General features: G+C 69.9%; 7 protein-coding genes and 2 pseudogenes. 7 read left to right on the forward strand and 2 right to left on the reverse strand.

Features of this window, described 5'->3' with window-relative positions; translation table 11 throughout:
- Positions 1-118: 118 nt before the first annotated feature.
- From ACP4J3_RS34955 to ACP4J3_RS34985, 7 genes and pseudogenes are all read left to right on the forward strand, one after another.
- A complete protein-coding gene (locus ACP4J3_RS34955; protein WP_426540324.1) occupies positions 119-1072 on the forward strand; it encodes an expansin EXLX1 family cellulose-binding protein in 954 nt (317 codons plus the stop codon).
- A gap of 303 nt (positions 1073-1375) precedes the next feature.
- The gene (locus tag ACP4J3_RS34960) at positions 1376-3514 is read left to right on the forward strand and encodes an alpha-galactosidase (RefSeq protein WP_426540325.1); all 2139 of its coding nucleotides are present in this window, start codon (positions 1376-1378) and stop codon (positions 3512-3514) included.
- Positions 3515-3555: 41 nt separating this feature from the next.
- Complete coding sequence (locus tag ACP4J3_RS34965) at positions 3556-5067, forward strand: glycoside hydrolase family 43 protein (protein ID WP_426540326.1); 1512 nt, start codon at positions 3556-3558, stop codon at positions 5065-5067.
- Positions 5068-5120: 53 nt separating this feature from the next.
- Positions 5121-6926 carry a cellulase family glycosylhydrolase gene (locus tag ACP4J3_RS34970; RefSeq protein ID WP_426540327.1) on the forward strand — a complete coding sequence of 602 codons (1806 nt, stop codon included), beginning with the start codon at positions 5121-5123 and terminating at the stop codon, positions 6924-6926.
- A 569-nt stretch (positions 6927-7495) separates the two neighbouring features.
- Positions 7496-9095: pseudogene (locus tag ACP4J3_RS34975) on the forward strand (glycoside hydrolase family 43 protein).
- A 20-nt stretch (positions 9096-9115) separates the two neighbouring features.
- A pseudogene (locus tag ACP4J3_RS34980) lies at positions 9116-9463 on the forward strand (non-reducing end alpha-L-arabinofuranosidase family hydrolase); the annotation flags it as partial.
- A 96-nt stretch (positions 9464-9559) separates the two neighbouring features.
- A complete protein-coding gene (locus ACP4J3_RS34985) occupies positions 9560-10528 on the forward strand; it encodes a glycoside hydrolase family 6 protein (protein ID WP_426540328.1) in 969 nt (322 codons plus the stop codon).
- Positions 10529-10634: 106 nt separating this feature from the next.
- On the opposite strand, the gene ACP4J3_RS34990 is transcribed toward ACP4J3_RS34985, so the two are convergent.
- Together ACP4J3_RS34990 and ACP4J3_RS34995 are read right to left on the reverse strand one after the other, a co-directional pair.
- Positions 10635-12602, reverse strand: coding sequence for a beta-galactosidase (locus tag ACP4J3_RS34990; RefSeq protein WP_426540329.1), 1968 nt, complete (start codon positions 12600-12602; stop codon positions 10635-10637).
- Positions 12602-13640: WD40/YVTN/BNR-like repeat-containing protein (locus tag ACP4J3_RS34995; RefSeq protein ID WP_426540330.1), on the reverse strand; the 1039-nt coding region annotated here is incomplete at its 5' end. The genes ACP4J3_RS34990 and ACP4J3_RS34995, both read right to left, overlap by 1 nt.

Genomic DNA, 13640 nt, shown 5'->3' on the forward strand with positions numbered 1-13640 from the left:
TGCGTTGGCGGCGCGGACCGCGCTGCACAGTGCTCAGTCAGAAATCGACGGCAACCTTTTCGCCTCGCGCGGTCACTCAACAGTGCACCATCGGCACGATCTTCCGAACGGACGGGTGATGACGACAACGAGGCAGGCCGCGAGGCAGCGCAGGCGCAGACGTAGGCTCATGCTGGGCAGCACGGTGGCGGTGACCGCCGCGGGCGTTCTGGCTTACCTGGTCATGGGGTTGCTCCCCGACCGGAAGGAAGAGGCTGGGCCCGCCGCCGCAACACCCGTCGCCACCACCCAGGTGAGGACCACCAACCCGCCCGAGACGAGCACCCCGACCGCGTCGGGGACACCGACCGCGACCCGCAGCTCGAGTCCGACGGCCACCGCGACCACCGCGCCGGCACGACCGTCGGCCACAGGCGCCCCGCGGTCCCCGCGAACGGCGTCCACGACGGCACCGTCGGCAGGGCGGATTCGACCCGGTACCACCTACACCGGGGTCGCCACCGCCTACGAGGCCGAGGACGGCAACGGCGCCTGCCTGTTCGGCCCGAGTCCCGACCTCATGATCGCGGCCATGAACACCACCGACTACGAGACGTCCAGGGCATGCGGCGCGTACGTGCTCGTCCGCGCGGCCAACGGCAAGTCGATCACCGTACGGATCACCAACGAATGCCCCCTGCCCTGCGCACCCGGGCAACTCGACCTCAGCCAAGAAGCCTTCGCCAAGCTCGCCGATCTCAAGGTCGGCCGGATCCCGATCACCTGGCAACTGCTGAGCCCCGACACATCCGAGACCATGTCCATCAGGTACAAGACCGGGTCCAGCCGCTACTGGTGCGGCATCCAGGCGATCGGCCACCGCAATCCTGTCGCGCGTCTGGAGGTCAGGACCGGCGGCGGCTGGCGGCAGTTGCCCCGCACGGAATACAACTACTTCCTCTCCGCCGACGGCAGCGGGTGCGGCAGCTCGATCAGGGTCACGGACATCTACGGAGAACGACTGACGGTCACCGGGATCGCGCTGCGGCCTGACGTCGCGCAACCGACCGGGCTTCAGTTCGCCCGGCACTGACCCCCACGCCGACGCCCATTTGTCGAAGCGCATCGACGCGGTTGTTTCCACTGACATCCTGTCAATGGACCAGTGCAAATAAGCTCTCCTCGCATCAGGGCTCTTGTTTTACACGAAACATGTCCGTTAACTTCCCCTCCAGGTGAAGCGCTTCGACACCCTCCACAGCGGCGGGGAACCCCGAGAAGCACATCGTGCCCCTGCCGGAGCCCGCCCACGATCTGCTCACCGGCACCACCGTCCACGAACTGCCGCCCGGCGGCTGCGCGGTCCCGCGCGGCCACTGACCTGGAAAAGGACACCATGGAAAACGGACAGCGGAGCTTCCGCTGGGGTCACGAGGCGCTGCAACTCGACTTCGTCCTCGACGATGACGGCAGCGCCCGCCTGACGCATCTCGGACTGCCCGGCGAAGCGGGCGGCGACCCCGGTGCGTCCCTGCCTCTGGTGGAGGTGACGGCCGTGGGTCACGGCCGCGGCTGGTCGGGCAGCCGCCTGATCGGGACCGCTCTCGGCGGGCGGCTGCGCCACCGGGCCCACCACGCGGCCCGCGACGGCGACTGGCACACGTTGACCGTGCATCTCCACGACCCGGAGACCGGGCTGGTCGCGGAGGTGACCTACCGGTCGCCGGACGGTATCCCCGTGCTGCGCAGCGAGGTCACCCTGCGCAACGAAGGGGCCTCCACGCTGCACCTGGAGTCGGTCAGCTCGCTCGCGGTGGGCTGCCTCACCCCGCGGGACCCGGTGGCCGTCGACGCCGCCGACCTGCTGTGGGCGGACAACGACTGGCTCGCCGAATGCCGCTGGCGGCGACAGCCCATGCGCCGGACCACACCAGCCCTCAGCGGACGCGTGGAGTACGGGCACGGCAAGGCCGGCTTCGCCCTGAACGGACAGGACACCTGGTCCACTTGCGGACACCTGCCCATGGGCGGCCTGACGGACCGGCGCACCGGCCGCACCTGGCTGTGGCAGATCGAGCACAACGGCGGCGGCTGGCACTGGGAGTGCCAAGAGCACGACCATGCGACCTACGCAGCGCTGTTCGGGCCCACCGACACCCACCACGGCTGGCGGCACCCCCTTCAGCCCGGCGCCGACTTCCGCACCGTACCCGTGGCCCTGTCCTTCAGCGCCGACGGCGGCCCCGACGCCGCGTTCGCCGCGCTGACCCGCTACCGCCGCGCCCACCGCCGCCCGCACCCCGACCACCGCGATCTGCCCGTCATCTTCAACGACTACATGAACTGCCTGATGGGCGACCCCACCACCGACAAGCTGCTGCCGCTGATCGACGCGGCGGCCGAGGCCGGCGCCGAGTACTTCGTCATCGACGCGGGCTGGTACGACGACGATGACGGCGGCTGGTGGACCAGTGTCGGCGCCTGGGAGCCGGCCGCCTCACGCTTCCCCGGCGAGAAGGGGATCCACGAGGTGCTGGACCGTATCCGCGACCGCGGCATGGTGCCCGGCCTGTGGCTGGAGCCGGAAGTCATCGGCGTCCACAGCCCCATGGCCAAATCCCTGCCCGACGAGGCGTTCTTCCGCCGCGACGGCGTCCGCGTCACGGAGACCGGCCGGCACCACCTGGACCTGCGCCACCCCGCGGCCCGCGCCCACCTGGACCAGGTCGTGGACCGCCTGGTCGGCGAATGGGGCGTCGGCTACCTCAAACTCGACCACAACATCGACCCCGGCTCCGGCACCAGCGCCCACCCCGGCGAAACCCCGGGCGCCGGCCTGCTCGGCCACAACCGCGCCCACCTCGACTGGCTCGACGGCATCCTCGACCGCTACCCGCACCTGGTGGTGGAGAACTGCGCCTCCGGCGGGATGCGCTGGGACCACGCCCTGCTGTCCCGGCTGCAGTTGCAGTCCACCAGCGACCAGCAGAACCTGCACCACTACGCGCCCATCGCGGCCTCCGCGCCCACCGCCGCCACCCCCGAACAGGGCGCCGTGTGGGCCTACCCGCAGCCGGAGGACTCCCTCGACGAGGTCGCCTTCACCATGGCGAACGCCCTCCTCGGCCGCATCCACCTCTCTGGCCGCCTCCAGGAGCTGGGGCCCGAGGCCCGCGCCCTGGTCCACGAGGCGGTAGCCGCGTACAAGGCCATCCGCGCCGACCTGCCGCAAGCCGTGCCGTCCTGGCCACTCGGCCTGCCCGCCTGGGACGCCCCTTGGATCGCCCTCGCCCTGCACACCCCCGCCACCACCTATCTCACCGTCTGGCGCCGCCCGGGCGGTGCGGCCACCACCACCCTCCGGCTGCCTGAACGCACGGACGGCGGCGCAGCCCGTGTCGAGGTGCTGTACCCCGCCGGACGTGAGGCTGTTGCCGTCTGGAACCCGGACACCGCCGACCTCACCGTGACCCTGCCCACCGCGCCCTCCGCGACGCTGCTGCGCATCACCCGCACGGAACCGGACGCTCCCTGAACGCCGACCCTGCCGCCCGCCCGACGAAAGGACGACCAAGGGTGCCCGCTCAGAACCGGCCCGCCCGCGCCGCCAACCCCGTGCTGCCCGGGTTCCATCCCGACCCGAGCATCTGCCGGGTCGGCGACGAGTACTACCTCGCCTGCTCCAGCTTCGAGTACTTCCCCGGCGTACCCCTCTTCCACAGCCGTGACCTGGTGCACTGGCGGCAGATCGGCAACGTACTGGACCGGCCGGAGCAGTTGCGTCTGCCGGCCGACATGCCGTCGTCCGGCGGGATCTACGCCCCCACCCTGCGCCATCACGACGGCCGTTTCTGGCTGATCGTCACCAACTGCAGCGAGGGCGGCGGCAACCTGATCGTCACCGCGACCGACCCCGCCGGACCGTGGTCGGATCCCATCCGGGCGCCAGGCGTGCCCGGTATCGACCCCGACCTGGCCTGGGACGAGGACGGCACCTGCTGGTGCACCGTCGCCGGGGTCGCGCAGGTCCGCCTCGACCCGTCCACCGGACAGACGTACGGGACGCCGCACAGGCTCTGGTCCGGCGGTCCCGGCGCCAAGGCTCCGGAGGCGCCGCACCTGTACCGGATCGGCGACTACTGGTACCTGCTCATCGCCGAGGGCGGCACCGAGCGCGGCCACGGCGTGTCGATCGCCCGCGGCCGTACGCCGACCGGCCCGTTCGAGCCGTGCCCGGCCAACCCGATCCTCACCCACCGCGGCACCGACCACCCCGTGCAGAACACCGGCCACGCCGACCTGGTCCAGGGCCCCGACGGCTCGTGGTGGATGGCCTTCCTCGGGGTACGGCCGCGCGGCGGCACGCCCGGCTGGCACGTGCTCGGCCGCGAAACCTTCCTCGCTCCCGTGACCTGGGAGGACGGCTGGCCGGTCGTCGGCGAGGTCACCTTGGACCTGTCCGCGCTCCCCTGGCCGCTCTCCCCCGCCCCCGCCGAGGAACGGCGCGACGACTTCGAGCTCAGCGAACTCGGGCCCGCCTGGATCTCCGTGCGGGACCGCCCCGCCGAGCTCTGCACCACCAAGGAGCGGCCCGGATGGCTGACGCTCCGCGCGCGGGGCGGCTCCCTTGATCAGTCTGACGTCGTGTTCACCGGCCGCCGCCAGCAGCACCTCACCTGCCGGGCACGCACCCTGGTCGACCCGGAGCAGGGGCGCGGCGGCCTCGCCGTCCGGCTGGACGAACGGCACCACTACGCGATCGAGGCGTCCGGGACGGACGTACGGGTGATCGCGCGCGTCGGCACCCTGCGCACGGTCGTGGCCGAACGCTCCGTGCCCGCCGGGCCACTGATCCTCGCCGTCACCATCACGGACCCACCGCCTCCGCACGGACCGTGCACCGGACCCGACACCGTCTGCTTCGGCATCGAACAACCCAACGGCACGCTCACCGATCTCGCGACCCTCGACGGCCGCTACCTGTCGACCGAGGTCGCCGGCGGCTTCACCGGCCGGGTCATCGGCATGTACGCCGCCGAAGGCACCGTCCACTTCGACTGGTTCGACTACGCGCCCCTGAACCGCTGAACAGGCCACTCCTCGACCCACTCAAAGACACGCCCGACCGAAAGGGACGACACATGAAGGTCATACGGCAACCCGCGCACCACCGCAGCCGTGGCCGCAGCCCCAGCCGTATGGCCTCCCTCTTCCTGGTGCTCGCCGTCATGCTGGGACTGTCCGGAGGCACCTCGACCGCAGCGACCGACGACACGGCGGAGCAGACACGGTCGGCGATCAGAGTTCCGGCCCGCGCCATGGACGCCGTCGCCGCGATGCAGCCGAGCTGGAACCTGGGCAACACCCTGGACGCCATTCCCCATGAGGAGAATTGGGGCAACCCGAAGGCCACCAGGGAACTGTTCACGACCATCCGCGGGGAGGGTTTCCGCAGCGTCCGGATTCCGGTGACCTGGTCCGACCACCAGTCCGCCACCGCTCCCTACACCGTCGACGCCGCGTACATGAGCCGCGTCAAGGAGGTCGTCGACTGGGCGCTCGACGAGGGCCTGTACGTCGTGCTCAACGTCCACCACGACTCGTGGCAGTGGATCAAGAAGATGCCCGCCGACCGCGACGGAGTGCTGGCCCGCTTCAACTCCACCTGGACCCAGATCTCCCGGACGTTCCGCGACGAGCCGCGCACCCTGCTCTTCGAGAGCGTCAACGAGCCGCAGTTCGAGAACGCCACGGCCGAGCGGAAGGCCGAGCTCCTGAACGAGCTGAACACCTCCTTCCACAAGATCGTCCGCTCCTCGGGCGACGGAAACACCGACCGCCTCCTCGTGCTGCCGACGGACGGGTGCACGCCCGCCCAGGACTTCATGGACGACCTGTACACCACGATCCGGTCGCTGAACGACCGCAATCTGGTCGCCACCGTGCACTACTACAGCTGGTACCCGTTCAGCATCAACATCGCGGGCGGCACCCACTACGACGAGGTCGCCCAGAACGACCTCAACGACGCCTTCGCCCGGATGCGCGACACGTTCGTCGCCAGGAACATCCCCGTCTACCTCGGTGAGTACGGTCTGCTCGGCTGGCCCGACCACAACCATCCCTCCCGCGTCGAGCGGGGCGAGGCGCTGAAGTACTACGAGCATTTCGGATACGCGGCACGCCTCGCCGGAGTCACCACCGCGCTGTGGGACCCGGGCACCTGGGCCTACCTGAACCGGGAGACCCTGAAGTGGACGGACCCCGCCCTGATCGCCTGGATCAAGTCCAGCTGGACCACCCGTTCGGGAACGGCCTCCTTCGACAAGGTCTTCGTGGAGAAGTCGGAACCGATCACGGCCAAGGGCCTCACGCTGAATCTGAACGGGACCCGGTTCCGGGGCCTGTGGCACGGCAAGACCAAGCTCGTCGAGGGGCGCGACTACACCCTCTGGGACAAGACACGGCTCGTCCTCACGGCCGGCGCGCTGACCCGGCTGATGGGCGACCGCGAGTACGGGGTGAACGCCACGCTCCAGGCCCGGTTCTCCCGCGGACTGCCCTGGCAGATCGAGGTGGTCACCTACGACGAACCGGTGCTGTCCGACGCCACGGGCAAGACCGACGCGTTCACCATCCCCACGCAGTACCGGGGTGACGCGCTGGCGGCCATGGAGGCCAGATACGGAGACGGCAGCAACGCCGGCCAGACGGACTGGACTCCGTACCAGGAGTTCAACGTGTCCTTCAGGCCGGATTACCCGAACGACACGATCATCCTGACCCCCGAGTTCCTGGACGCGCTGCGCGACGGCGAACTGGTGACACTGACCTTCCACTTCTACAGCGGCGAAAAGCTCCGGTATCACGTCAAGAAGTCCGGAGACTCGGTCACCGGCACTCGCGTCAACTCGTCGGCGGCTGCCGCCATCTCGGCCGGCGGCTGACGGGCCGTCGACACGGGTGGTGACCCGAGCGGCCCGGGCGGCGCCACGACCTCATGGCGCCGCCGTAGCTGGATCCCAAGGCGAAGCGCTGTGCCATGTCGGTGCACAGGCCCGCCTCGATCCGCCTGATCCGCCCAGCCAGTGGAACCCGAAGACCAGCCGGTGGGCACGGTTGCGGTCGTAGCCGTCCGAGCGCCTGGACGTGCGGGTCGAAATTTCGTCACCAATTCGGAAACGCAAGGCCTCATGGATATTAGAGAGGCCATCGAGCATGTCAATAGCTAGTACCGAACCGCCTTCACGACGCACCTACGTGGGCAACAAAGTGCGACATATCTCTGCCAACCACACAACCCAAAGCTTCGAACGTTTCGAATCATCCAACGACTCATGCGAGAGGTATTGACGAGATTCACCAGCCTTCTATCATCCAGGATGCTCGACAAGTCGATCGATGTTCGACATCGCGAATACGGAGCAGCCGCTCCGCACCACCCGAGCAGGGCACCTCCGGGCAGCTCCAACCCAACCAACATGGCTGGACCGCGGAAGGAGATCGCCACGTGTACATGTCATGGCCTCATCAATCGCTCACCCGCCGCCGCGCACTGGCAGCCGCAGCAGGTCTGGCCGCCGGTGCCCTGCTTCCTCCGGCCGTCGAGGAGTACACGAACGGGTACACGAACCCGGTGATCTGGCAGGACTTCGCGGACATCGACATCATCCGCGTCGGTGACGCCTTCTACGCCTCGGCCTCGACGATGCACTACTCGCCGGGCGCGCCCGTCCTGCGGTCGTACGACCTGGTGAACTGGGAGATCGCCGGTCACTCGGTGCCCGTGCTCGACTTCGGCGCCAAGTACGACCTGAACGGTGCCCGCGGCTATGTCAGAGGGATCTGGGCGTCATCGCTGGCCTACCGGCCGAGCAACAGGACCTTCTACTGGCTCGGCCAGATCGACTTCGCCCGGACGTACGTGTACACCGCCACCGACGTCGAGGGACCATGGAACAGGCTGGCGACGATCAGCACCCCCTATTACGACGCAGGGCTGCTCGTCGACAGCGAACACCCTCTACGTGGCGTACGGCAACACCACCATCAGCGTGGCCCAGCTCTCGTCCGACGGCCGCAACCAGGTGCGCACGCAGCAGGTGTTCACCACACCGTCGAGTGTCGGCACCCTTGAAGGCGCCCGCTTCTACAAGATCAACGGGCAGTACTACATCTTCCTCACCCGCCCCGCCAACGGCCAGTACATCCTCAAGTCGTCGAGCGGCCCCTTCGGTCCGTACACGATGCGGCAGGTCCTCCTCGATCTGCGCGGGCCGATCCCCGGCGGCGGTGTTCCGCACCAGGGCGGGCTGGTGCAGACGCAGAGCGGTGCCTGGTACTACATGGCCTTTGTCGACGCGTACCCCGGCGGCCGGATGCCCGCCCTGGCACCCGTCACCTGGACCTCGGACGGCTGGCCCGTCGTGCAACTCGTCGACGGCGCATGGGGCACCTCGTATCCCGGCCCGGCCGTGCCCCCTCCGCCCCGCCAGGTCACTCCCCTGATCGGCGTCGACACCTTCGACGGCACGACACTGAAACCGAGATGGGAGTGGAACCACAACCCGGACAACACCAAGTGGTCGGTCGGCAACGGGCTGACCCTGCGGACCGCGACCGTCACCAACGACCTCTACTGGGCCCGCAACACCCTCACGCACCGCATCCAGGGCCCCACCTCCACCGCCACGGTCCAGCTCGACCACTCCGCGATGCGGGACGGCGACCGGGCCGGACTCGCGCTGCTGCGTGATTCCTCCGCCTGGATCGGCGTCAAACGCGACGGCGGCAGGGCGCGGGTGGTGATGGTCAACGGGCTGACCATGGACGGCAACTGGAACACCACCGGCACGGGCACCGAGGTCGCGAGCGCGACCGTCTCCGGCGGTCGGATCTGGCTGCGCGCCGGCGCCGACATCCGCCCCGGCACGGCACGCCCCGGCACCTTCTCCTACAGCACCGACGGCACCCACTTCACCCGCCTCGGACCCGCCTTCTCCATGGGAAACGACTGGCGGTTCTTCATGGGCTACCGGTTCGCCCTCTTCAACCATGCCACGCAGGCACTCGGCGGCGCGGTCCGCGTCACGCGGTTCGAGCTGTCCACGCCCTGACCGATGGCATGGATCGCACCGTGCAGGGCAGTAGCCAGTATCTGCTGCTCGTCGAGGCCATCGGATCGGACGGCCGACGCTACTTCCGCTCCTGGACCTCGGGCAGCCTCGCCGGTTCCTGGACGCCCCTGGCCGCGTCCGAGAGCAACCCGTTCGCACGGGCCGGCAACGTCTCCTTCCCCTCGGGCGCCTGGACCCGGGACATCAGTCACGGCGAGATGATCCGTGCCGGCCACGACCAGACACTGACCATTCCCGGCTGCCGGCTTCAGTACCTCTGCCAGGGCATGAACCCCGACGCGGGCGGCGACTACAACCTCCTCCCGTGGCGGCTCGGGCTCCTGACCCAGACGAACTCGACCTGCTGACCGACCGTGCCGCGGGGAGCGCTTCTGATGGGAGCGCTCCCCATATTCACCGCCGATCTCCGTACGCACCCTTGTCCGAAAGCCGAGGTATCCCTCATGCGCCGCAGACTCCTCGCCCTGGCGGCAGCGCTCTCCTCGCTGCCGCTGGCGCTCGCCGCCGCCCCGTCCGCCCACGCGGCCGACCCGACGACCATGACCAACGGGTTCTACGTGGACCCCGACTCCAGCGCGAAGCGGTGGGTCGCCGCCAACCCCGGTGACGGCCGGGCGCCCGCGATCAACGCCTCCATCGCCAACACACCGACGGCCCGCTGGTTCGGCTCCTGGAGCGGCACCATCGGCACCGCCACCGGCGCGTACGCAGGCGCCGCGGAGGACGCCCAGGACAAACTGCCCATCCTCGTCGCCTACAACATCTACAACCGCGACTACTGCGGTGGGCACTCCGCGGGCGGAGCCTCTTCGCCGGCCGCCTACGCGAACTGGATCGCCCAGTTCGCGGGCGGGATCTCCGGCCGCCCGGCCGTCGTCGTCCTCGAGCCGGACTCCCTCGGGGACTACGGCTGCATGACCCAGGCCCAGATCGACGAACGCGAGAGCATGCTGACCGGCGCGCTCACCGAGTTCAACCGTCAGGCCCCCAACACCTGGGTCTACCTCGACGCTGGCAACCCGGCCTGGGCGAGCGCGGCGACCATGGCCCAGCGCCTGCACGAAGCGGGCCTGCGGCAGGCCCACGGCTTCTCGCTCAACGTCTCCAACTACCTGACCACGGCCGAGAACACCGCGTACGGCAACGCCGTCAACCGGGAACTCGGCGCCCGGTACGGCTACACCAAGCCGTTCGTCGTGGACACCAGCCGCAACGGCAACGGCTCCAACGGCCAGTGGTGCAACCCTTCCGGCCGCCGTATCGGCACCCCCACCCAGTTGGGCGGAGGCGCCGAGATGCTCTTGTGGATCAAGGTCCCGGGCGAGTCCGACGGCAACTGCGGCGTGGGAACCGGCTCCTCGGCCGGACAGTTCCTCCCGGAGGTCGCCTACAAGATGATCTACGGCTATTGATCCGGGGCCGCTCGGGCGCGGTTCCCACGAAGTTCCCGGCTCGCGGCAACCCTGTGGGGAGTCGACGTCGCGGCAGCCGGACCTGGAAGGTGGGGTGGGATCGCGGTCATGGCCGGAGCACCGCCGCGTCGTAGCGGCCGAGGGTCAGCCGGTCCGTGACGGCCTGCCCGGTCAGCAGGTCGTGGTGGGTGCCGGGCACCTCGACGGTCACCGGCTCGCGTCCGTGGTTCAGCACGAACAGCAACTGGCCCCGGCGTACCGCCTCGACCTGCTCGGGGAGGCCGTCGAGCACCGGGCGAACGCCCGCGCCGGCCGCGATGCGGGCCAGCAGGTCGCGCAGCGCGTCCGGTTCCGGGAGCGTGGAGACGTACCAGGCCCGGTCCTTGCGCAGGACCGCCGGCAGTCCATCGAGCTCGCCGCCCTTGTACGGCACCGTCTCCTCGGCGGTGCCGTCGGCCTCCAGTTCTTCGGACCACAGGGACCCCTGGAAGCCCTCGCAGGTGATGGTCTCCCCCGCGTCCAGCGGCCACCACTCGTGCAGCACCCGGATGCCGAACAGCTCGCGCAGCCTGGCGTCCATGCCGCCGGGCCGCACCCGGTCGTCCTCGTCGGCGACGCCGGTCTGGAAGCCGCAGACGAGGGTGCCGCCTTGCCGGACGTAGGTGAGGAGGTTGTCGATCGCCGCGTCGGTGAGCGCGTACAGCTGAGGCACGACGACCACCCGGTACGGCGTCAGGTCGTGTTCGGGGTGGGCGAAGTCGGTGGTGAGGTGCGCCTGCCACAGGGCCCGGTGCCAGGCGCGCAGGACGTCCGGGTAGTCGGCCTGGGTGGACAGGCGGCCGTCCTGTGCGCCGGCCCACCAGGCGTGCCAGTCGTGCAGGACCGCGATGTCCGCGGTGCTGTGCCGGCCGGTCACCTCGGCTGCGATCCGTTCCAGGTCCGCGCCGAGCCGTTTGACCTCCTGGTACGTACGGCCCTCCTCCCCCGCGTGGCTGACCATCCCGGAGTGGAACTTCTCCGCGCCCTGCCGGGACTGCCGCCACTGGAAGTAGCAGACGGCGTCGGCGCCGCGGGCCACGGCCTGCAGGGACCACAGGCGGTTCAGGCCGGCGGGCTTGGGATGGTTCACGCCCCGCCGGTTGACCGGCCCGGCCGCCTGCTCCATCAGCATCCACGGCCCGCGTGCCTGGGAGCGGGTCATGTCCTGCACGAGAGCGCCGCTCTGGCCGCCCAGCGGGTCGCGCGGGTCGGGGTAGATGTCGACGGAGACGACGTCCTCCTCCTGTGCCCAGCGCCAGGCGTCCTGGCCGAACCACAGCGGCATGAAGTTGCTGGTGACGGGGATGTGCGGGGTGTGGCGCCGGACGATGTCCCGTTCGGCGACGTAGCACTCCAGGAGCATGTCGGAGGTGAAGCGGCGGAAGTCCAGGACCTGGGTGGGGTTGCGCATGTAGTGCGGCAGGCGGGGCGGCAGGATGCCGTCCCAGGTGTCGTAGCCCTGGCTCCAGAAGGCGGTGCCCCAGGCGGTGTTGAGGGCGTCGAGGGTGCCGTATTTCTCGCGCAGCCAGCGGCGGAAGGCGGCCGCGGCCTGGTCGCCGTAGTCGTAGGTGCAGTACTCGTTGTTGATGTGCCACATCCGCAGGGCGGGGTGGCCGCCGTAGCGGGCGGCCAGGTCCTCGGTGATGGCGGCGGCGTAGCGCCGGTAGGTGGCGCTGGAGTGCGAGAAGTGCTGCCGGCCGCCCCACCATTCGGTGCGGCCGTCCTCGGTGACGGGCAGGGTGTCGGGGTGCAGGCGGCCCATCCAGGGCGGGGGTGAGGAGGTGGGGGTGGCGAGGACGACGCCGATGCCGTTCGCGTGCATCAGGTCCATCAGCGTGTCCAGCCAGCCGAACTCCCGTGCGCCCGGCTCCGGTTCCAGCTTGGACCAGGCGAAGACGCCGAGGGTGACCGAGTTGACGCCGGCCGCCTTCATCAGCCGGACGTCCTCGTGCCAGGTCTCCTCGGGCCACTGCTCGGGGTTGTAGTCGCCGCCGAAGAGGAGGCGGCCGCGGGTGGTGTCGCTGAGGTCGGGCATCAGACGGGCTCCCCGTACTGCACGCCGCGTCCGTTGGTGCCGAGGTAGACCCGGCCGTACACGCGCGGGTCGCCGGTGACGGCCCTGCCGGTCCAGCCCCACTGGTGCTGGTCGTCGTTGATCCGCACCCAGCTCTTCGCCTCGTCGTCGGAGCGGTGGACGGCGTTGAAGCCCTCGGTCGCGCCGACCATGTAGATCGCCGGGTAGGAGGCGCCCGGGGCGGCCTTGCCGAAGCCCAGGGTGTGCGAGGACTGGCAGCTGTCGACCTTGGCGAAGGTGGCGCCGCCGTCGGTGGAGCGGTACAGCCCGCTTTCCTTTGCGCTGAGCCACAGGTCGCCGGAGCGTCCCGGTGCCGCGACCAGTTGGAACTGCGCGTCGCCCGAGGGCAGGTCGGTGGCTCTGGCAGTGAAGGTCAGGCCGCTGTCGGTGCTGGCGTGAAGCGTGCCGGCGGTCGTGTCGTAGGCGTAGAAGTGCGTGGGGTCCACGGGGTCGGCGACCAGGACGGCGCCCTTCGGGAGGGAGGTGACCTCGGACCAGGTGGCGCCGTTGTCCGTCGAGCGGTACGCCGGGTTGGCGGTGCCGTCCGAGGACCCGAGGGACCACAGCAGCACGCTGCCGTCGGCGTTGGTGGCGATCGGGCCGGGCGCGTCCTTGGCGGCGGCCGGCTGCGACGCGAAGGGGGCCCAGGTCTTTCCGCCGTCGTTCGAGTAGGCGCCGTTGCCGTCGTTGCTCCAGCCGGTGCGCACGACGTACGAGGGTCTCGCCGCGGCCTGGGCGAGTCCCGTCGTCGAACCGAACACGGGGTTCGAGGCCATACCGCGCGAGGGAGATGCCGTGAGCGACTCGTGGTACATCACGCCGATGTCCCCGTTGCCGCTGATCAGATGCGCCTCTCCGACCGGCGGCGAGATCAGATAGAGGATGGCGGTCTCCTCCAGGCCGCGGATCTGCGGGGCCCAGCGCTTCAGGTCGCGGGTGCCGTAGATGGTCGCGCCGGTGCCGTAGACGACGTGCCGGGAGTCGAACGGGTCGAGACCG

This window comes from Streptomyces sp. UG1, assembly GCF_049974585.1.
In the GTDB taxonomy this organism is placed as follows: Bacteria; Actinomycetota; Actinomycetes; order Streptomycetales; family Streptomycetaceae; genus Streptomyces.

Coding starts and splice junctions, on each gene's coding strand:
- ACP4J3_RS34955 (WP_426540324.1), top strand. CDS start 119: ATGACGACAACGAGGCAGGCCGCGAGGCAGCGCAGGCGCAGACGTAGG.
- ACP4J3_RS34960 (WP_426540325.1), top strand. CDS start 1,376: ATGGAAAACGGACAGCGGAGCTTCCGCTGGGGTCACGAGGCGCTGCAA.
- ACP4J3_RS34970 (WP_426540327.1), top strand. CDS start 5,121: ATGAAGGTCATACGGCAACCCGCGCACCACCGCAGCCGTGGCCGCAGC.
- ACP4J3_RS34985 (WP_426540328.1), top strand. CDS start 9,560: ATGCGCCGCAGACTCCTCGCCCTGGCGGCAGCGCTCTCCTCGCTGCCG.
- ACP4J3_RS34990 (WP_426540329.1), bottom strand. CDS start 12,602: ATGCCCGACCTCAGCGACACCACCCGCGGCCGCCTCCTCTTCGGCGGC.